The organism is Gemmatimonadota bacterium (assembly GCA_009835325.1).
Lineage (GTDB): Bacteria > JAAXHH01 > JAAXHH01 > JAAXHH01 > JAAXHH01 > JAAXHH01.
Genome location: VXWP01000002.1, coordinates 15,756 through 34,450, shown reverse-complemented (window position 1 = coordinate 34,450; position 18,695 = coordinate 15,756). Strand labels below are relative to the sequence as shown.

18 protein-coding genes are annotated in these 18,695 nt (G+C 62.4%); 11 read left to right on the top strand and 7 right to left on the bottom strand.

Annotation, left to right across the window (positions count from 1 at the left end; all coding sequences use genetic code 11):
* Positions 1-18: 18 nt before the first annotated feature.
* Entirely contained in the window at positions 19-1,005 is a 987-nt protein-coding gene (locus F4Z81_00280) for an aldo/keto reductase (protein ID MXW03485.1), read from the bottom strand.
* A 166-nt stretch (positions 1,006-1,171) separates the two neighbouring features.
* On the opposite strand from F4Z81_00280, the gene F4Z81_00275 reads away from it, so the two are divergent.
* Both F4Z81_00275 and F4Z81_00270 read left to right on the top strand, forming a co-directional pair.
* Positions 1,172-2,041: a hypothetical protein gene (locus F4Z81_00275; GenBank protein MXW03484.1), complete on the top strand. Its 870-nt coding sequence runs from the start codon at positions 1,172-1,174 to the stop codon at positions 2,039-2,041.
* 55 nt (positions 2,042-2,096) lie between these two features.
* The gene (locus F4Z81_00270) at positions 2,097-3,389 is read left to right on the top strand and encodes an aminotransferase class III-fold pyridoxal phosphate-dependent enzyme (protein MXW03483.1); all 1,293 of its coding nucleotides are present in this window, start codon (positions 2,097-2,099) and stop codon (positions 3,387-3,389) included.
* An 18-nt stretch (positions 3,390-3,407) separates the two neighbouring features.
* Here F4Z81_00270 and F4Z81_00265 read toward each other — a convergent pair whose 3' ends face one another.
* Both F4Z81_00265 and F4Z81_00260 read right to left on the bottom strand, forming a co-directional pair.
* Positions 3,408-4,538: a hypothetical protein gene (locus F4Z81_00265; protein MXW03482.1), complete on the bottom strand. Its 1,131-nt coding sequence runs from the start codon at positions 4,536-4,538 to the stop codon at positions 3,408-3,410.
* A gap of 120 nt (positions 4,539-4,658) precedes the next feature.
* Entirely contained in the window at positions 4,659-6,200 is a 1,542-nt protein-coding gene (locus F4Z81_00260) for a YifB family Mg chelatase-like AAA ATPase (GenBank protein ID MXW03481.1), read from the bottom strand.
* Positions 6,201-6,410: 210 nt separating this feature from the next.
* Here F4Z81_00260 and F4Z81_00255 point away from each other — a divergent pair, with 210 nt between their 5' ends.
* The 9 genes from F4Z81_00255 to F4Z81_00215 all read left to right on the top strand — a co-directional run bounded on the left by F4Z81_00255 (position 6,411) and on the right by F4Z81_00215 (position 14,038).
* Positions 6,411-7,100, top strand: a complete 690-nt coding sequence (locus F4Z81_00255) for a YggS family pyridoxal phosphate-dependent enzyme (GenBank protein MXW03480.1) — start codon at positions 6,411-6,413, stop codon at positions 7,098-7,100.
* A 34-nt stretch (positions 7,101-7,134) separates the two neighbouring features.
* A complete protein-coding gene (locus tag F4Z81_00250; GenBank protein MXW03479.1) occupies positions 7,135-7,959 on the top strand; it encodes a YggT family protein in 825 nt (274 codons plus the stop codon).
* Between the two features lie 40 nt (positions 7,960-7,999).
* On the top strand, positions 8,000-8,509 hold the full coding sequence (locus F4Z81_00245) for a DivIVA domain-containing protein (GenBank protein ID MXW03478.1): 510 nt from the start codon (positions 8,000-8,002) through the stop codon (positions 8,507-8,509).
* Between the two features lie 59 nt (positions 8,510-8,568).
* Positions 8,569-9,327 (top strand): hypothetical protein, encoded by a 759-nt coding sequence (locus tag F4Z81_00240; GenBank protein MXW03477.1) that lies wholly within the window; start codon positions 8,569-8,571, stop codon positions 9,325-9,327.
* Complete coding sequence (locus tag F4Z81_00235) at positions 9,317-9,691, top strand: TraR/DksA family transcriptional regulator (protein ID MXW03476.1); 375 nt, start codon at positions 9,317-9,319, stop codon at positions 9,689-9,691. Before F4Z81_00240 ends, F4Z81_00235 begins: the two co-directional genes overlap by 11 nt.
* A gap of 1 nt (position 9,692) precedes the next feature.
* Positions 9,693-10,187, top strand: a complete 495-nt coding sequence (gene lspA, locus F4Z81_00230) for a signal peptidase II (protein MXW03475.1) — start codon at positions 9,693-9,695, stop codon at positions 10,185-10,187.
* Entirely contained in the window at positions 10,168-11,181 is a 1,014-nt protein-coding gene (locus F4Z81_00225) for an RluA family pseudouridine synthase (GenBank protein MXW03474.1), read from the top strand. Before lspA ends, F4Z81_00225 begins: the two co-directional genes overlap by 20 nt.
* A gap of 60 nt (positions 11,182-11,241) precedes the next feature.
* The gene (locus F4Z81_00220; GenBank protein ID MXW03473.1) at positions 11,242-12,996 is read left to right on the top strand and encodes a SpoIIE family protein phosphatase; all 1,755 of its coding nucleotides are present in this window, start codon (positions 11,242-11,244) and stop codon (positions 12,994-12,996) included.
* A 76-nt stretch (positions 12,997-13,072) separates the two neighbouring features.
* A complete protein-coding gene (locus F4Z81_00215; protein MXW03472.1) occupies positions 13,073-14,038 on the top strand; it encodes a Gfo/Idh/MocA family oxidoreductase in 966 nt (321 codons plus the stop codon).
* Positions 14,039-14,113: 75 nt separating this feature from the next.
* Here F4Z81_00215 and F4Z81_00210 read toward each other — a convergent pair whose 3' ends face one another.
* The 4 genes from F4Z81_00210 to F4Z81_00195 form a co-directional block, all read right to left on the bottom strand.
* Positions 14,114-15,001, bottom strand: coding sequence for a sugar phosphate isomerase/epimerase (locus tag F4Z81_00210; GenBank protein ID MXW03471.1), 888 nt, complete (start codon positions 14,999-15,001; stop codon positions 14,114-14,116).
* Complete coding sequence (locus F4Z81_00205; protein MXW03470.1) at positions 14,998-16,254, bottom strand: 4-hydroxy-3-methylbut-2-enyl diphosphate reductase; 1,257 nt, start codon at positions 16,252-16,254, stop codon at positions 14,998-15,000. Before F4Z81_00205 ends, F4Z81_00210 begins: the two co-directional genes overlap by 4 nt.
* Positions 16,255-16,342: 88 nt before the next feature.
* Positions 16,343-17,488, bottom strand: a complete 1,146-nt coding sequence (locus F4Z81_00200) for a hypothetical protein (GenBank protein ID MXW03469.1) — start codon at positions 17,486-17,488, stop codon at positions 16,343-16,345.
* Positions 17,489-17,604: 116 nt separating this feature from the next.
* A complete protein-coding gene (locus tag F4Z81_00195; GenBank protein ID MXW03468.1) occupies positions 17,605-18,687 on the bottom strand; it encodes a DUF362 domain-containing protein in 1,083 nt (360 codons plus the stop codon).
* Positions 18,688-18,695: the final 8 nt, after the last annotated feature.

Below are 18,695 nucleotides of genomic sequence, written 5' to 3'. Positions count from 1 at the left end.
CATCCGGTTCGTTACGGTCTACCGCGCCATGCCGGGCCCCCGGTAAGTGCGTGCGAAGGGCAGGCCGAAGGGCTCCTCGAAGGGCCGGAAGGGCACCAGGTCCGCGATCTCCCGCACCCGGTCCAGGACCGCCGCCGGGAGCGGCCCCGACGCCACGTAACCGACGTTCTGCTCGACCTCCTCGACCGACCTCGATCCCGATAGGACCGTAGAGACGGCGGGATTAGACAACACCCAGCGGATCGCCAGTTCCGGAAGGGGCATATCCAGGTCATCCACCAGGGCGTACAGCCGTCTGAACTGCTCGCGCCGGGGCGGTGACAACCAGGGCGCCCCGCGTTCCACCTGCTCCGTGAAACACGCGGATAGCGCCCCCTGCTGCAAGGGAGATCCCACGACAACCCCCATGTGCTGCTTCAAGGCTTCGGGAAGCACCGCGTGGACCGCTTCCTGCCAGAGCAGGCTGTAGTTGAATGCCGTAAGCACGACGTCGTACCCGCCTGTCGCCATGATGGCGGGCAGCGTATACGCCGTGGTGCCGCCCAGACCGGTGTACCGGATCACGCCTTCGGACTTCAACACCTCGATCAGCTCGCAAACGGGACCGTGAAACCGTTCCCAGTCCGTAAACCAGTCATACTGGCCGGGGCGGTCCGGTTCGTGGATCATGAGTATGTCGATCACGTCTCTCTTCAACAATTCCAGGCTGGTCTCCACGGACCGCCGCAACTGGTCCGGGTCCCTGGGATCGAAGGGTTGTGGCCTCCCGCCGAGCTTGGTGGAAAGGATGAAGGGTTGCGTCACACCATCCAGGGCCAGCCCCATCACTTCCTCGGAATCACGGTACGAAGGCGCCGTGTCCACGAAGTTTATTCCGAGTTCCAGTCCCCGCCGTACCGCCCGAATGCCCTCGGCCCGGTCCGAGCCATGGGATGAAACGAACAAACCGCCCATGCCGATCTCGCTGACCCGTATGCCGGTCTTCCCCAGGATTCTGTGCCGCATGACTGCCTCCGTGTGCGACTCCCTCTACTTGACAGGCCTGGATCGGATTGTATATAGTCCGACCATCTCAACGCCAGCAAATATTAGATAGACCGGCGTGTGTTTACCCGTCCCGGTACGTACCTGGACCGGACGGCGGCCCTACGGTTTCAGTGAGGGAACGTCCATGCCCTACAAGCTTCAGCCCGGCCGGATGCACATGATGCCGACCCATTTCGGACCTGCCGCGGGTCCGCGGCAGGGACCCGATGGACGGCGGTTCGAAGGCGTGGACTCGCCGCGGACCGCCTCGTATTCCGTGAGTTTCCTGACCCGGCCGGAACAGCTCGAAGCCCTGCTGCCGATGGGGTTCCGGCTGGCCGGAGATCCCGTGGTGACTGTGACGGTTTCTTATATGACTGAAATCGAGTGGCTGGCCGGGAGGGGTTACAATACCCTCGGCGTGAGTTTCCCGGCCGAGTACAGGGGGGAACGGGACCGGGCCCGCGGCCCCTTCCTCGCGGTGTTGTGGGAGAATCTGGCCGATCCGATTCTCACCGGGAGGGAACAGCTCGGTTTCTCGAAGATATACTGCGCGATCCCGCCGCCGTCCGTGCTGAACGGCGAGACGCATTGTACGGCGGACTGGCTCGGATTCCGCTTCATGGAAATGAACCTGTCGGAAATGGAATCGCCGCCCGCGGCGCCGACCGGTGAAGCCGCGGCCGAGACCAATGGCCCCGATGTAGCCGCGGCGGAGGACGCCGAGCTGACCGGAACCCTGCATTACAAATACATACCACGGACCGGAGATTGGGACGAGGCCGACGCGGAATACGCCGTACTGACCCCGTCCGCCACCCCGAACCGCAGGGTGACGGCGCAACGAACAGTCCGGGGAAGGGTGCGGTTCCAACGGGCGGAATGGCGGGACCTGCCCACGCAGTACCATATCGTAAACGCATTAGCGGGTCTGGAGCAAATCGCCTTCCCGGCCGCAAGTATCATGGAGACCGTCGGGGGCAAGGACCTCAGCGACCAGCGCATCCTGAGGTAAGCGGCCGGGTCTCCCATACCAATTACGGGCAGCACGCGCGATTCCTGGAGAGTACATGGACGGTCGAAGCGAACCGAAGGAGCGAATCTTCCACCGTGCGCGGAAGGACCACTGGCCGCGGATTTCACACGGCAGCGGATGCTACCTTTATGATACCGACGGCAAGGCCTACCTGGATGCCTGTGCCGGCGTGCATGTGGTCAGCATAGGCCACGGCGTGGAAGAAATCGCGGAGGCCATGGCCGGTCAGGCCCGGAAGGTCGCATTCGCTTACGGCCAGTTCATCAGCCAGCCGCAGATCGACCTGGCCCGGAAGATCACCGATATGGCCCCGGAGGGAATGGGCCGGGTGTTTTTTGTGTCCGGCGGGTCGGAGGCCACGGAAGCGGCGCTGAAGATCGCGCGGAAATACCACCTGGAATCCGGCAACCCGTCCAAGTACCAGGTCATTTCATGCTGGCAGAGCTGGCATGGCAATACAATCGGCGCCCTGTCCATGTCGGGCCGGTCGGCCTGGCGGAAAGACTACACGCCGTACCTGCTGGATTTCCCTCACATAGCGCAACACAGCATCGACGAACTGGAACGCGTGATCCGCCAGATCGGCGCAGAGTACATTTCCGCCTTCATCGTCGAACCTGTCCTGGGAACCTCCGCGGCCGGACTGGCGCCGCCGGACGATTACTTCAGCAAGGTAAGGGACCTCTGCGATCACTACCGGATTCTCCTGATCATAGATGAGGTCGTCACCGGGTACGGAAGGACCGGGGTTGACTTCGGGATCGACCACTGGGGTGTCATCCCGGACCTGATGGCTACCGGGAAGGGCCTGAGCAGCGGATACACACCCATCGCCGCGACGATAGCGCGGGACGAGATTTACGAGACAATCTATGAAACCGCGCCGGCCTTCGTACATGGCCATACCTACGGCGGCAATCCCCTTTCCTGCGCCACCGCGCTGGCCGTGCAGGAATACGTCGAACGTCATGATCTCGTCGCGCGTTGCGCCGAAATGGGTGAGATGATGCTGGAACACCTGCAGCCGCTGACCGAACGGCCCATGGTGAGCACGGTGCGCGGAAAGGGCCTTCTCTGCGGCGTCGAGTTTGCGGCGGATAAGGCGCGGGGCGCGCCTTTCGATCCGGCGCTGGGCGTGACGGGCCGGGTGGTCCGGGAAGCCTTCGATCGGGGCGTACTGATCATGCCAGGCGCACCGGGACCCGTGGACGGCGTCTACGGCGATCACGTCGCGATCAGTCCGCCCTACACCGTCAACGAGGACGAGGTGATCCGGATCGCCTCAGTGCTCGGTGAAGCAGTGGAAGCGGTCGAGCGGACGCTCTGACCCTGGCACGCCCCGCCCCTATTGCATGTAGTTCTTTACGCCCAGGTCCAGGTAAGACCGGTAGGCTCCGTCGGCAAAAAGCTGGCTGAACGAGCGCGTGTACTGGAGTACGGTGGTCATCAGGTTCCGTTCCACACGCAGCGGATGGGCGCGCTGCCTCAAATTGACGTAGGCACGTATCAATACGCTTCGACCGTCCGTGGGCAGATACCGGACGTTTGCCGCGAACTCGTCGAGACGGCCTTCGGGCTGGAGGTAGTACTCTACGTTCGAAAGATAGAACGCGGAGATGCGGTCCCCCCTTCCCCGGACGAAATCCCCAATGGCCCTGAGAGCATGGCCGCCCGCGAAGTCTCCCGTGACGGGAATGATGGCGTTGCGGGCCTGCATATCGCGGATGAACCGGTAGTCTTCGTCCGAAGCCAGGAAATTTCCGTAAGCACCCTTAAGGTCCCGGCCCAGCAGGAATGTTCTGTAGGTAATGAAGGATATGCCCCGGTCCCCGTCTGACCGGTACTCCCACCTCAGATCCAGATGCCGCTCGAAGAAGGAACGGTACAGCTCGGACACGCGCCGGGCATCACGATCTCCCGTCAGGACCTCGAAAGTGCTGATCCGAGCCCGGATGCGCTCCAGGTTGCGGTGGAACAGATCCTCGTCTCCGTCCGTTCGATCGAAATAGGTCACCAACGCTTCGATCGTGGGCTGGCCGGCGGTGAATTCGGCACGCGATATGGGTTTGCTGAAGAGGATGGAAAGGAATTCCGCCCGTGATTCCGCCAGGGCGAAAATAGCCTTGTAGAGCAGGTGCTCGATGAGGTTGTCCCGGCGGATATCGAGAATGAAGGCGTACCGCGGGCGAACCTGCGCGATGTAGGTGAAATTCTGGTCCGGTCCCACGCCGATGTAGACACCGCCCTCGACACCGAGCCGCTTAAGCGTTTGCTTTACGTGGAGATAGCCGGCCTCGTTGGAGACGAGGTTGTCGCTGTCGAAAAACCCGCCGGGCTCTGAAAGGGTATCCACAAGGGCCGCATAGCGTTCCGGAGAAAAGGACACGGGGGAGTCCGCCTGCCCGGTACCGCTGCATCCCGCGATCAAAAGGAGCATGGCGGAAAGGCCGGCCAACCCCGTTCCGGTTCTGAGCATGGATTCCTTTCCCCCGGTATTCCGGTGGACTGTCGGTTCGTCGTTCAGGTCTCAAAAACCTTATCTACTATAGCACAGGTCACGGTGGATTCAAAGTTGTTTGTGGACTATGCAACCCGCTCAGTGATCCATCCATTTGCTGCGGTCCAGGGACCGGTACTGTATGGCTTCGGCCACATGTTCGGCACCTATCGTTTCCTCGCCGGCCAGGTCGCTGATGGTCCGGGCGACTTTCAGGACGCGATCGTAGGCCCTGGCGGAAAGACCCAGACGGGCTATGGCGTTCCGCAACAGGTCGTGGGCCCTGCCGTCCAATCCACAGTAACGGCGCAGTTCACGGGGTGTCATGTGCGCGTTTCCAAAAGCGCCTGGACGGTTGGCAAAACGCGGTAACTGTCGTTCCCTGGCCCGGTTGATCCGGTCTCTGGCGCGGCGTGAAGGTTCACCACCGGAACGGCCGCCGAGGTCCGCGTACGGTACCGGCGGCACCTCGACGTGCAAATCGATCCGATCGAGCAGCGGACCCGATATCCGGGACATGTACTGGTGTATCCGGGCCGGCGGACAGGTGCATTCGCGGCCCGGATCGCCGAGGTATCCGCAAGGGCACGGATTCATGGCCGCGACCAGGGTGAATCGCGCGGGATAGGAAAGGGACCTGGAAACGCGGGACAGGTTGACCTTGCCGTCTTCAAGGGGCTGCCGGAGCAATTCGAGCACATGCTTCCGGAATTCAGGCAACTCGTCCAGAAAGAGCACGCCGTTGTGGGCGAGAGACACCTCTCCGGGTCTCGGTATGCTCCCGCCGCCGATCAGGCCCGCTTCCGTGATGGTGTGGTGAGGAGCCCGGAAGGGCCGGGTGGTGACCAAAGGGGTAAAGGGCGGGATTTTCCCCGCTACACTGTGAATCTGGGTCGTTTCCAGTGCTTCCTCCAGCGTGAAATCGGGCAGTACGGACGGCACGCAGCGGGCGAGCAGCGTCTTGCCGGAACCCGGTGGACCGATGAGCAGCAGGTTGTGAGATCCCGCGGCGGCCACTTCGATGGCGCGCTTGGCGTGATCCTGTCCTTTGACGATGGAGAAATCGAAGGGATAATCCGCACCGGAAGAAAGCATTGGCCCGGCTTCGTGCCGGGACCGTTCAAATCGCTTACGGCCCTGGAGGAAGTGGACCGCGGATTCCAGGGACGGCACGCCGTAAACGTCGATACCGCCGCCCATTGCAGCTTCTTTCGCGTTCTCGTTCGGAACGATCAGCCTGCGCGCGCCGAGGCGGTGTGCGGCGAGCGCAACGGGCAGCGCGCCCCGGATCGGCCGGAGCGTGCCGTCCAGTGACAGCTCGCCCAGCAGGATCGTGTCTTCAAGCGACTGGGCCGGCAACTGTGCCGACGCGGCGAGAATGCCTACGGCAATGGGCAGGTCGAAGGAAGTACCCGCCTTGCGCACGTCCGCGGGGGCCAGGTTGACGGTGATACGCCGGTACGGATAGGTAAAACCGGACTGCTTGATGGCGGCCACGACGCGGTCCTTGCTCTCCCGCACGGCGCTGTCCGGCAGTCCGACGGTCGAAAAATGAGGAAGGCCGTTGGTGATGTGGGTTTCCACCACCACGGGAATCGCTTCGATCCCCTGCACGGCGCCGCTCGATACACGTGATAGCAAGCTGTCCCTCCTTCGAATAATGGTTCCGTCTCGGGTCGCATGCCGACCAATCCGGGATGGATTCAATCGGCGCCAGCACATTCATATCAGTCGGCGGGAAGGGGCGGAATCTAGTTTCCTTTCGCCACCTCGAAGTTTACTGATTTCTGTTGCGACCAGGGCCCCTGTTCGCATATATTAGCAGACTGGTTTTTCGGTGAGGTTGATCTTTTGTCCACGATCAAAGAAAATCTGGTCCGGGTGTACGACCGTATATCCAGGGCTGCCGCGCGAGCCGGCCGTGAGGCCTCGACCATTCAGCTTATCGCCGTATCGAAGACCAAGCCCCTTTCGATGATCGAAGAGGCCAGGCGGGCCGGTGTCACGGATTTCGGTGAGAACAGGGTCCAGGAAGCGCTCGAGAAGATCCGCCAGGACGACGGTGCAAACTGGCACCTGATCGGTCCGTTGCAGCGCAACAAGGCCAGGTTCGCCGTGCGGGTTTTCGACATGATTCACTCCGTCGACCGCCTTTCCCTTGGCCAGGAACTCGACCGGCGGCTGCAGGCCGCGGGCAGGACCATGCCCGTATTGATCCAGGTCAATACGTCGTCGGAGGAGACGAAGGCCGGCGTGGAGCCGGACCGCGCACTGGAACTCGCGGAGCAGTTGTCCGTGCTGCCCGGATTGTCCGTAAGGGGACTGATGACGATCCCCGCGTTCACACCCGATCCCGAAGATGCCCGGCCCGCTTTCCGGCTGCTCCGTGAAACAAGAGACCGCATCGCTTCCGCCGGGATCGCAGGCGTGGGTATGGACGTACTCTCCATGGGCATGTCCCATGACTTCGAGGTAGCCATCGAGGAAGGCGCGGACACGGTCCGCATCGGTACGGCCGTTTTCGGTGCGCGCCAGGCATGAAACGCCGTTAATCCGGCAGTGAACGGGACCCTTCATGGGACTGATCGAATTCATCATCAACATCTACATGCTGGCCTTCGGACTCCGCCTGTTCATGCCCGCCGCGAGCCCCTTCAGCGAGAACCCGATCCAGCGGGGACTGTACACGGCGACCGAACCGGTGCTTCGGCCCATCCGCCAGGTGATCATGCGCGGCGAACCGCGTTTCGACTGGTCACCCGTCTTTGCCATAATCGCCCTCGTGATCGTGCGGGGATTCCTGGTGACGACCGTCATGGGCGTGCCTCTGTCCACTTCCCTGGCCGCCGGAATGCTGGACGTATTCGATTTCGTGGTGCGGGTGCTCGCCATCCTGTTTCTCGGCGCTTTCTTCATATCCATCGAATCTCCGTTCGCGTTCAGCCAGTCCGGACATATGATGCACAACATCGCCCACTTCTTCCTGGCCCCGATCCGCCGATTCACCGGCTACCGGATCGGACGGCCGGACGTGTCCGCACTGCTGGGCATCGTACTGCTTGGCGTTCTGCACGGTCTCGTACTGTACCAGGCCGGAGCGATGGTGGCACAGGCCGCCGGCACTCCGGCGGAAATGATCCTCGAGAGCATCGTCTACGTGATCGACTTCATTTTCGACGTGCTCTTCATCGTGATACTCGTACGCGCGGTGCTTTCGTTCTTCAACCCGGACACGGGCAACGCGCTTTTCCAGATACTCATTCTTTTCAGCGATCCCATTCTGGCGCCGATCCGCAGGATCCTGCCGTCGACGTACGGCATTGATTTTTCGCCGCTGATCGCCATTCTGATACTGAGGTTTATCCAGGTGAGTCTCCTGCCCCTGTTACTGCGGATCTGACAGGAGCGCGACGAGCAGACCAGGAAACAGAGGTGAACGCATGGACATAAGCCCGGAGGAAATACGGGAAAGGAAATTCAAGACGCGCTGGGTCAGCGGCTACGATATGGATGAAGTGGAAGCGTTTTTGAACAGTGCCGCCGGCGCGTTAGAAGACCTTGCGAATGAAAACGAATCGCTGCGGACCAGGATGGCGGAGATGGACAGCGAGTTGTCCGATGTGGGCCGGAGGAGGAAACTGCTCGAGGACGCGCTCGTATCCGCGCAGAAGGTCATTCACGACATGAAGGCCAATGCGATGAAAGAAGCGGAAAACGTATTGAAAGATGCGGAGAACAAGGCGGACCGGTGGATCTCCGACGCGAACAACCAGGTCGCTGAAATCAAGCGGGAACTGGGCGCGCTCACCACGTTGAGGAAGGACTACGAGGTCAAATTCAGGATTCTGCTCGAGTCCCACCAGGAGCAACTGGACGCCATGCGGAGCATGGACCGGGAAAGCGGCGAGCAACCGGCGCCGGGCTCCGCACGGCAACCCCGGCCAGGCTGAATCCCGATCGGGTTGATTCCGGGTTCGCCAGATATCCAAAGGCAGACACACGCGAGCGAATGACCTACGAGCGAATCTCTCGGCTGGCCGGCAGGATGGGCGATCACTTGCGGGGACACAGGATAGTCGGCCTGTCGCTCCCGGAATTACCTCCTGAGGCCTGTCCCTGGAGCACGGTGAGTGCGCCCGTATCCTGGGCACCCTTTGAAACCGTGTACCGGGCGGGGTCTGTACTGCTCCCCTGCCTGGGAAGGGCCATGGACCTGGAACGCCGCATCGATGCGGTGCGGGTCCTGCGGATGCTTCGGGCTGAAAGCATATTGTGCGCGACCGGATGTTCCGCGCTGAATCGCGGATGCGAAGCGGGTTCATTCGTGATCGTGGACGACCATGTAAACTGCACCGGCGAGAATCCGCTCCGGGGACCGAACGACGAACGCCTGGGTCCGAGGTATCCCGACATGGGCGCGCCCTATGACGCACGCTGGTCGAACGCGCTCAAAAGAGGCGCGGCTTCCCTGGGACTTGAGCTGCGGGGCGTCGTGTATGGACGGGTCGCACGGTCCGGGGCCGGTGACGAACTCGCCGCGTGGGTCCGGGCGGGAGTCGACGTGGTCGGCGAAGGTTTGCTGGATGAAGTGATTACGGCCGTACACTGCGGCCTGCCGGTCGCCGCGGTGGGAGTCGTTGAAAAGAGTTTGACGGTCGACGGAAAAGTCTTATGTTCGTCGATACCCGCGCGAAGTGAGGATTACGGAAGGTTGGCTGCTATCATCAATCAATGTCTTCTTTGCCGTGGAGGAATGGATGACGGGTGAAGATCTGAAACGCTTCGAAAAGCTCCTGCTCGAAAAACGCGAAACGCTGTTGCATGAGCTGGGCTATTTCGGAAACAAGACGATTAACTCCGCGGCGCGCGATGTCGCGGGCAGTTATCCCTTTTCGGAACACCCGGCGGACCAGGGTACCGAATCGATGGAGCAGGAACAGGCCTATGACCTCGCCTCCCGCGAGGGTCGATTCCTGTTTCATATCGACGAAGCCCTGGAGCGCATCAAGAACGGCGCCTACGGACTTTGCTACGTATGCAATGGAGAAATCGGCAAGGCCCGGCTCGAGGCCGTACCCCACGCCCGTATGTGCATTGAGTGCAAGTCCAAGGAAGAACGAGGTCTGATCTAACATCTCCGGACTGAAAGCTTTGGCAAAGCCGGCCGTCGTCTGCGCCGGTATCCTGATCCTGGACCAGATTACCAAGATCGCCGTTCAGCAGGGGATGGCGCTTCACCAGTCCTATCCCCTCCTGGGGGAAGTGGTCCAGTTAACGTACATTCGGAATCCCGGAGCCGCGTTCGGCATCACCCTCGGCGGCCGCTGGTTCTACCTGGTGCTGTCGGTCATCGCCTGCGCGGTCATGATCTACTACCTGTTCAGGCTTCCCCCCGTCGAGCGGTGGGGACGGTATGCCGTGATGAGCATACTGGGCGGCGCGATCGGCAATCTGATCGATCGCGCGGCCTACGGCGCGGTTACGGATTTCATCGATATCGGGGTGGGAGCGTACCGATGGCCCGTATTCAACGTGGCGGACTCCGCCATCACCATCGGGATCATCCTCCTGTTCACGCGACTGTCCGCCATCAACCGGATATTGAACGATGAAGCGCCTTCCGGATGAATGGGAGGGATCCTTCGTCGAGACCGTGGTGCCCGCCTCGCAGTCCCAGTGGCGACTGGACCGTTACCTGTCGGAGACGGACCTGCCGGTAACCAGGTCGAGAATACAGCGCTGGATCCGGTCCGGCGCAGTTTCGGTCAACTCGGTCGTCGTGGAAAAGTGCGGCCACGGGGTTTCCGAAGGCGACGTCGTCGCCGTGACCATACCCGAAACCCCTCCCTCGACCGCGGAGCCGGAGCCCATCCCACTGGACATCGTCTACGAAGACGAAGCGCTCCTGGTGGTGAACAAGGCGGCGGGCATGGTCGTGCATCCGGCCTGCGGTCATGCGCATTCGACGCTGGTAAATGCCCTGTTGCACCACTGCGGAAGCCTGGAGCAGTTCGACGATCCGGTCCGGCCGGGTATCGTACATCGCCTGGACAAGGATACGTCCGGTCTGATGATCGTGGCCAAACGGGAAGACGCCCACGCGTTTCTCTCCCGCCAGTTGGCCGAGCGGCGCATCAAACGTGGCTACACCGGCCTGGCATGGGGCCGTTTCGCCGAACCCTCGGGTACGATCGACGCGCCAGTCGGACGGCATCCCCGGTTCAGGCAGCGGATGGCCGTGGTGGAGGAAAACCGCGGCCGCCGTGCCGTCACCCATTACCGCGTGAGCGAATCCATGGAGGACGGGTCGTTGCTGGCCCTGGCGCTGGAAACCGGCCGTACGCACCAGATCAGGGTTCATCTTGCCCACCTGGGCCATCCCGTCATCGGCGATCCGGTATACGGGGGACGGCACAAGCGGCTGGCCGGCACGGCGCCCCGGCGCCGCCCGAAGTTGAAAAAGATGCTGGATGTCCTGCGGCGGCAGGCGCTGCATGCATCCGAACTGGAGTTTATCCATCCCTTCTCGGGCCGGCCCCATTCTTTCAAGGCAACCCTGCCCGATGACATGAAACAGGCTGTCGTCATGCTGTCAGACAGTACGTGTACGACCGGCCCCTGACCGGAGCACAAGGGGCCTGAAACCGCCCGCGATAACGCGGTGCACTTTCCCAATATCGCCATGCTTGATTCAACAGTCGTCGAAGCGCGTTCGGATATCCTGTGGCATCGTGTGGTCGATGGACTGACCCGCATGACGGCCGCAACGGGAGAAGCCGACCTGTCCGCTGCGATCGAAGAGATCTCGCTGGAGCTGTCCGGTGCGGAAGCCTGCCGGTTCTTCATGGTGGACTGCGTCTCGAACCGGATCGTCTTCGAAACTACCGGCCGGTATTTAATCCTGCCCGATACGGAGCGTGAGGTCGAGGCGTTGCTGGACTGGCTGCGGTCCCAGCCGAGCACCCGGCTGGTCGAGGACGTCCGGCAGCTGGACTGGCCCCTGCGGACCGTGTCCGGCCGCGATGTGCTGACCGGCCAGGCCGTACTTTTCCATCACCAGATCGACGAACGGTTTCACTGTGTCCTGCTCGCGGCCATGGCATCCGGCGAGACCGGTTTCGACCCGGAACGCCTCGAGGTAACCATTTCCCTGGCGCGCCACGCCGGCTACGCGGTCACGCGGCTGCTGCACTTTGAACTGGCCCGGCGGGAGATGATCCACCGGACCGCCCTGTACGAGGTGGGCAAGCGGATCAGCAGTTCGCTGGACCTGGGCGAGGTCCTGAACCTCATCATCGACGCGCTGCAGACCGTGGTGCCCTACGATGCGGCAGTCATCTTCCTGCTCGACGAGGACCAGAACGCGGTGGTTGAACAGACCATCCGGGGATATTCGCCGGACCTGGACGCGATCAACCTGAAGATGGGCGAAGGCATCAGCGGATCCGCGGCCGAGACCGGAAGGGCGATCATCGTGCCGGACGTGTCCCTGGACGACCGGTACGTGCAGCACAGGCCGGGCACGAAATCGGAAATGGCCGTTCCCATGCTTTCCGGGAACCAGGTCATCGGGGTCTTCAACATCGAAAACGACCGGGCGAACGCCTACGACGAGGAGGCCCAGTCCCTGCTGGAGGCCTTTGCATCACAGGCGAGTATCGCTATTCAGAACGCGCGCCTCTTCGATGACGCGCGGCGGAGCCGGCTGCTGGACCGGGAACTGGAGGTCGCCGGCGAGATTCAGCGCGCCTTGCTGCCGCGCGCCGTGCCGGAAGTGAAAGGCCTTTCCCTGGCCGCATTCAGCGAACCCAGCAGGGAGGTCGGAGGCGACTTCTACGATTTCATTCCCTTTTCGGACAAGCAACTGGGGGTGGCCGTGGGCGACGTGGTCGGCAAGGGCATTCCCGCCGCGTTGACCATGGCTTCGCTCTATACGTCGTTCCACGAATACGCCAATTACTACGTCTACCTTCCGAGTTACGTCATCGGTCACGTCAACGAGGTCCTGTACGAGGTCACGTCCGCGGACCGGTTCGCCACCCTGTTCTACGGTATCGCGAACCTGCAGGAAAACACCTTCGTCTACTGCAACGCCGGCCATCCACCGCCCCTGCTGTGCCGGAAATCCGGTGAAACGGTCAATCTCCACGCAGGGGGCCTGATCGTCGGTTCGTTCGAGGACGCGAGTTTCGAGGACGGCCGCGTGTACCTGGACGATGGAGACGTCGTGGTCCTGTATTCGGACGGCCTCATCGAGAAGTCCAACCTGGAAGACGAGATATTCGGCATCGAACGGCTGGAACAGGCGATCAAGGACTGTCATGACTGTCCGGTAGAGGAGATCCGGGATCACGTGATCGAGGTATGGCGCGCCTTCGTGGGCGGTGGCGGCCAGGACGACGACACGACGCTGATCGTCGTTAAGAGAGATTCATGATCGCAGGGGGTACACCGGCGGCAGGCATGGCCGGTCAACGTGGGATTCACGCGCAGGGAACAGCGGAGGACTTCGCATGGGCGTTCGTATAGGTTTTATCGGAACCGGAGGCATCGCGGGCATGCACCTGGGACTCCTGCCGGAAATCGAGCGGGCCGAACTCGTGGCGTACGCGGACATCCAGGTCGAGCGCGCGCAGGCGGCGGCCGACCGGTGCGGAGGCCGCGCGTACGGCGACTACCGCGAGATGCTGGACCGGGAAGAACTGGATGCCGTGTACGTGTGCCTCCCGCCCTTCGCCCACGGCGATCCTGAAATGGCCGTGCTGGAACGCAACCTCCACCTGTTCGTCGAGAAACCCCAGGCGCTGGACGTCGATACCGCGCGTGACATCGCGGCAAGAGTCGAAGAATGTGGCGTCCTCTCGTGCGTGGGGTACAACTGGCGGTACCTGGACGCTACGGAAAAGGCACGGAACCTGCTGTCCGGCGTGCGGCCGGCCCTGGCGATCGGATACTGGATCGGGAACACGCCCGGATCCCCCTGGTGGCGCGTGAAGTCCAAGTCGGGTGGACAGATCGTGGAGCAGACCACGCACGTGTACGACTGCGCCCGGTACCTCATGGGGGACGTGGTCAGCGTCTACGCGGCGGGGACGAAGGGACGGATGCTGGATCTGCCGAACTACGACGTGGAGGACGCCAGCACGGTGTCGCTCGTATTCGAAAGCGGCGCCGTGGCCACCATACTCTCTTCCTGTGTCGCCGAACAGGGTTACGGAACCGCCCTGGAGGTTATTGCCCGGGGGCTCACGGTGAAAATCGCCGGAGGCAACCTGGAGGTCGTGCGCGAAGATGAAACGGTGCGGTATCCCGGTCGGAACAACCCCTACCAGCTCGAAAACGAACTCTTCCTGCAGGCCATCGAAGAGGAGAATCCATCCCTCATCCGATCGGCCTACGGCGACGTCGTCAACAGCCTCGCCGTCACCCTCGCGGCGAATGAATCCATGGAATCGGGGGAAGTCATCCACCTCGCGTAGACCGCACGGTCAGCCCAGGTAGCACGGCGGACGCGGCGATCCGGACGGTTCCCGCGATCAGGCTGGCCAGCCTGGTCAGCCCAGGTAGCGCCTGAGGTTGTCGAGTCCGATGCGAACGCCGTCGACGGGGTGCTCGAGCCCTTCGAATTCGATGGAAAGCACGCCATCGTATCCGTGGCGTGAGAGGACGTGCAGGCAGGACGCCAGGGGGACTTCCCCGTGGCCGACGATAGCGCCCCTGAGATAGTTGCCGCCCCGGGTTCGGAACCATCCCTCACCGGGGTCTGTGGCCGTGCCCGGCCGGGTGTGGAAGTCCTTGGCATGGACGTGAAAGGCGTAGGGGATCAGTCGTCCCACGGCGGCGTCGGGCGGTTCGTCCACGCACAGGAAGTTGCCAATGTCGATGAGCACGCCGAAATTCTCGTGATTCACGGCATTGACCAGTCTTTCCACCCGCTCACTGTCCTGGCAGAACATCCCGTGGTTCTCCACCATGGTCCGGACGCCCAGGTCCGCCGCGAACTCCGTGACCGCCCGGATCGCGGGAACGAGGACGGCCAGGGCATCATCGAAAGAACGCTCGCCAGGGCGGCTGTCGGGGAATCCCCTCGTGGCGTCGTGGCGCATGCCGGGCGCGCCGAGCAGGTGGGCAATGCGCACCTCGTCCTTCACCCGCTCCACCTCGCGTTGCCAGTCTCCCCCGCTACCGTTGATGAAATCCGCGCCGACCGTGTAGTTGGCAATGGGAAGACCCGTCTCGTCGCAGGCCGTGCGCACGTCGGGAGCATACTGATCGAACGGCTCGCCTCCGGGCGGGTGCAGCGAGGAGAACTCGATCACGTCGTATCCGAGTTCCGCCGTCTTGCGGATGGCGTCGAATTCCGTCATCTCGCCGCTTCGGATCAACCGGCTGTAGCTGTATGAACTGACCCCGATCTGCATGGAACTCCCGGGTGGGCTCATGAGGCGGAAACGACGGGTGGGCGGACCGAGTGCTCGTATTCGGCGAGGACTTCCGCTACCGGCGGTGCATCGGGAAAGAAAGAGAGGATGCGCAGCAATACGTTGTCCAGCATGATATCCGGACAGGACGCTCCGCAGGTCAGGATGATGTCGACGGGCCGGGTGGCCGGCAGCCAGTCGATGGTCGCGACGATCGACTTGGATTCCAGGTCGAAGTGGCGGATCTGCCGGTCCGACAGTATGTCCTTGCTGCTGTTGATGAAGAAGGTGCTGATCGTTTCCTCGCAGAGCTCCACCAGGTGGGAGGTATTGGACGAGTTGTAGCCGCCGACGACGAGGGCGACGTCCGCCCCCTTTTCGATCATGGCGTAGGTGGCGTTCTGGTTCTCGTTACTCGCGTAGCACAGGGTGTCGGAGGTGTCGGCGAAGTGATCGGCAATGCGCTCGGGACCGTGCCGTTCTTCCAGCGCTTCCCTGATCAGCCGCGCGATCTCGTGGGTCTCGCTGGCGAGCATGGTGGTCTGGTTGATCACGCCGACCCGGTCCAGATGGATTTCCGGATCGAACCCCTCCGAGCAGTTGTCGCCGAATACTTCGAAAAACCGGTCCGTGTCGATCTCCCCCGTGATGATATCGGCGAGGATGAGGGTTTCCTCCCGGTTCCGCACAACGACGGTCGGGGCCTGCTGGACGCTGTGGGAGAAGGTCGCGCGCGTCTCTTCGTGCCGGGGCTTGCCGTGAATGACGACCGTGAACCCCTGCTGGCCGATCTGTCCGCCACGGGTCCAGACCTTCTCGACGAAGGGGCAGGTCGTATCGTAGGTGCAGAAATCGATCCCGCGGCGGGTCAGCATTTCCTTGATCTCCACCGTGGTGCCGAAGGCGGGGACGACAACCAGGTCGTCCCGGGTCAGCTCGTCCCAGGGAATGAGCTGTTCACCGAGGGTGGTATGGATGAACTGGATGCCCCTGGACTGCAGGTCGGTATTGACATTCGGATTGTGGATCATCTCGCTAAGCAGGAAGATCCGCTTGTCCGGGTTTTCCTCCAGCGTCTTGTACACGATCTCGATCGCGTTTTCCACGCCGTAGCAGAAACCGAAATGACGGGCGAAAATGAACCGTACGCCACCGAAATCCAGTACGGAGGGTGCCAGGTCCTTCTTCTTGGGATCTACCAGCCGCCGGCCCTGCTTGATCCGGGAGGTGATTTCACTCTTATAGTAGCTGGGGATGTCGAACTGGCGCGCCATCGCTAAGCCCTTGTGGATATGGCCGTTACCGGTATATCAATTTAACGGAAAGCGCCCGTGGGGGCAACGGTTTTCGGCTCCGTACCGGCTAGATCCGGTGCGCGAGGGTTTCGTCGATGTGCTTTTTCAGGTAGACGGTAAAGGGCGTGCCGCCCGTGCCCACGTGGCCCTTGTTCTCCTGCTGCCCGGGCTTGAGCACGTACATGGCGGCGTACTCGATATGCAGCCGCCGGAATTCGTACAGTGCCTCCACCGCGGCGTTGTAGGCGTTTTTCAGGTCGGGCTCGCCGTTCCCTCGTTCAAGGACGAACGCCCGGACGGAGGGTCCCGCTTCCACCGTTTCGATGAAGTACCGGTCCTGCACGGGCATGTAGTCGCGCATTTCCATCAGGTAGGCCCGCATCTCATCGTAACCGTGCTCGATCCCGAGAAAACCGTCCACGGCGTAAATGACCGCGCTCTGCGCCCCGGTTTCACCGCGGAACTGCCGGGGCTTTCCTTCATAGGCCCCCACGCCCGAATACACCATGCCGTCGGGCAGCTCGGGGTTGTTCTTCCAGCCGAACATGTACGGCCTGACCCGGTGATAGTAGGTATTGGGATCGCACCGTTCCGTCATGCGTTCCAGGACCGCCCGCATTTCGTGGAGCGTACCGGTCACAGCGTTCAGGCAGCGCCTAACGGTGCCGGCGTTGCCCCGCGCCACCGCATCCTGACCGGGGATCAGCACGGAGAGCGCCCGTCCCGAGACCGCCTCGATATGCACGTGGATCGTAACGAACCACTCTTCGTCCATCCCGCCGAGGAAATTCAGCATCATGTGGAGATTGCCGACCTCAACGGGGCCCTGGCGATCGAATCTGCGCCAGTTGTACATGACCTGGGAAGCGTAGGTCAGCATGGGAGGCCGACCAAGGCGGCAGGCCACGCCGTGCCAGGCCGTGGCCAGGTTCGGGGGGATGGCCGTGGCCACCGGGTGATCGGGGGCGAAAACGTACATGTTGGCCAGGAAGGAAAGCAGGCTCATGGCCCGTTCATGCTCGGCCAGAGTTTCCAGACTGCACCCCGGAAAGGGGGGCAGGTCCTCTATCGTGGGGCGGATATACCGTGTCAGGGCCAGCTTGGGCAGCACGCCGCCGGCCTGTTCCCAATCTCCGAAGGTTTCGGGCAGGCGGGAAAGGGGGTCTTCGGGCGGAAGAAATCCGTGGGCGAAGTCGCGCGTTGCGGGCGACATCAAGGCGGCGTACAGGGGCTCCGGTTCCACCTGGGTCATGGGAGAGACCCTCCGGGATTCGTCCTGACGGGATTCGTCCTGACGGGATTCGTCCTGACGGGAGATCAGGCCCTTCTTCAGGCCGTAATCTGAAATTCCTCGGCGTTCGGATCGTATTCGTCGAACAGGTCTTTTTTGGCGTAGTCCGCGGGGATGTCGCGGTAAACTTCAAAGGGCGGATCGGCCCTGAATTGATCCGGATCGATCAGTCCGTCCACCTCGCCGTCCCGGACCACATGCACGTTCACGTCATCGATCGAGGGTGGACACAGTCCCCGTTCGATCCCGACCTGCAGATAAACCAGGTTCCCGGGTTCGAAGCCCATGAGATGGGCCGCCACGAGGTCCACCGCGGCCATGGATGCGCCGGCGACGACGAGTCCGGCGGGGAAGTTGCGACCCAGGTAGAAGGCGTTCCCGTCCCGCCCCACGATGCCCTCCACCACGTTGAAATCGGGCTGAGAGGCCAGGAAGACGTCCCAGTGCATGTGGGCGATGGTCCGCTGCCAGGCCTCGTGGTCCTCGACGCCCATCCATTCCCTTCCCTGCTTTCGCCGATCGTCGCGCCCGAACGTGGCGCGCCACGCGTCCGAACAGAGGTGCCGTTCCGTGACCGGAATCATGACGCCCTGCTGGTTCTTGCCGCACAGGGTGACCACGCCCAGGTTGTGCGTCTTCAGCTTGGGTACGTTGACGTAGAATACGTTCTCCGCGGCCGCCCAGCGGGAAATCCCGATGTTGTGGAGTTGAATCGTGTTCCCCGGAGAGACGCGCACGTTGCCGTAGTCCGCGAGCTCCAGCAACCGCACCCGTTTTTCGCGCGCCATCTCAGTGTAGCCGCTCCGGGCCCAGGCCAGGTCGCGCTGGGCCTGCGAAGTCAGCCTGCTGGTCGCTTCACCCACGTATACTTCGTCGACCGGAACGCCCGCGTCTTCGACGAAGTAATCGACGAGACCGGCCACGAAGGCCGGATGGGTGACGATTCCGCTGTTCCGCGGCGCCCCGGCCGTGACGTTGGGCTTCATCATCACGGCGCGGCTCCCGGGATCGACGTCCAGCGCGCGCAGCATCTCACGGGCCGGTACGGCGAAAGCCGCATCGTTCAACGCGTCTTCGCCGTCCAGGCAGGTTTTCAGGATATACACATCGGGTTTGGACATCTTCTCAT

Coding starts and splice junctions, on each gene's coding strand:
- F4Z81_00280 (MXW03485.1), bottom strand. CDS start 1,005: ATGCGGCACAGAATCCTGGGGAAGACCGGCATACGGGTCAGCGAGATC.
- F4Z81_00275 (MXW03484.1), top strand. CDS start 1,172: ATGCCCTACAAGCTTCAGCCCGGCCGGATGCACATGATGCCGACCCAT.
- F4Z81_00270 (MXW03483.1), top strand. CDS start 2,097: ATGGACGGTCGAAGCGAACCGAAGGAGCGAATCTTCCACCGTGCGCGG.
- F4Z81_00265 (MXW03482.1), bottom strand. CDS start 4,538: ATGCTCAGAACCGGAACGGGGTTGGCCGGCCTTTCCGCCATGCTCCTT.
- F4Z81_00250 (MXW03479.1), top strand. CDS start 7,135: ATGGGACTGATCGAATTCATCATCAACATCTACATGCTGGCCTTCGGA.
- F4Z81_00245 (MXW03478.1), top strand. CDS start 8,000: ATGGACATAAGCCCGGAGGAAATACGGGAAAGGAAATTCAAGACGCGC.
- F4Z81_00240 (MXW03477.1), top strand. CDS start 8,569: ATGACCTACGAGCGAATCTCTCGGCTGGCCGGCAGGATGGGCGATCAC.
- F4Z81_00235 (MXW03476.1), top strand. CDS start 9,317: ATGACGGGTGAAGATCTGAAACGCTTCGAAAAGCTCCTGCTCGAAAAA.
- F4Z81_00225 (MXW03474.1), top strand. CDS start 10,168: ATGAAGCGCCTTCCGGATGAATGGGAGGGATCCTTCGTCGAGACCGTG.
- F4Z81_00220 (MXW03473.1), top strand. CDS start 11,242: ATGCTTGATTCAACAGTCGTCGAAGCGCGTTCGGATATCCTGTGGCAT.
- F4Z81_00215 (MXW03472.1), top strand. CDS start 13,073: ATGGGCGTTCGTATAGGTTTTATCGGAACCGGAGGCATCGCGGGCATG.
- F4Z81_00210 (MXW03471.1), bottom strand. CDS start 15,001: ATGAGCCCACCCGGGAGTTCCATGCAGATCGGGGTCAGTTCATACAGC.
- F4Z81_00205 (MXW03470.1), bottom strand. CDS start 16,254: ATGGCGCGCCAGTTCGACATCCCCAGCTACTATAAGAGTGAAATCACC.
- F4Z81_00200 (MXW03469.1), bottom strand. CDS start 17,488: ATGTCGCCCGCAACGCGCGACTTCGCCCACGGATTTCTTCCGCCCGAA.
- F4Z81_00195 (MXW03468.1), bottom strand. CDS start 18,687: ATGTCCAAACCCGATGTGTATATCCTGAAAACCTGCCTGGACGGCGAA.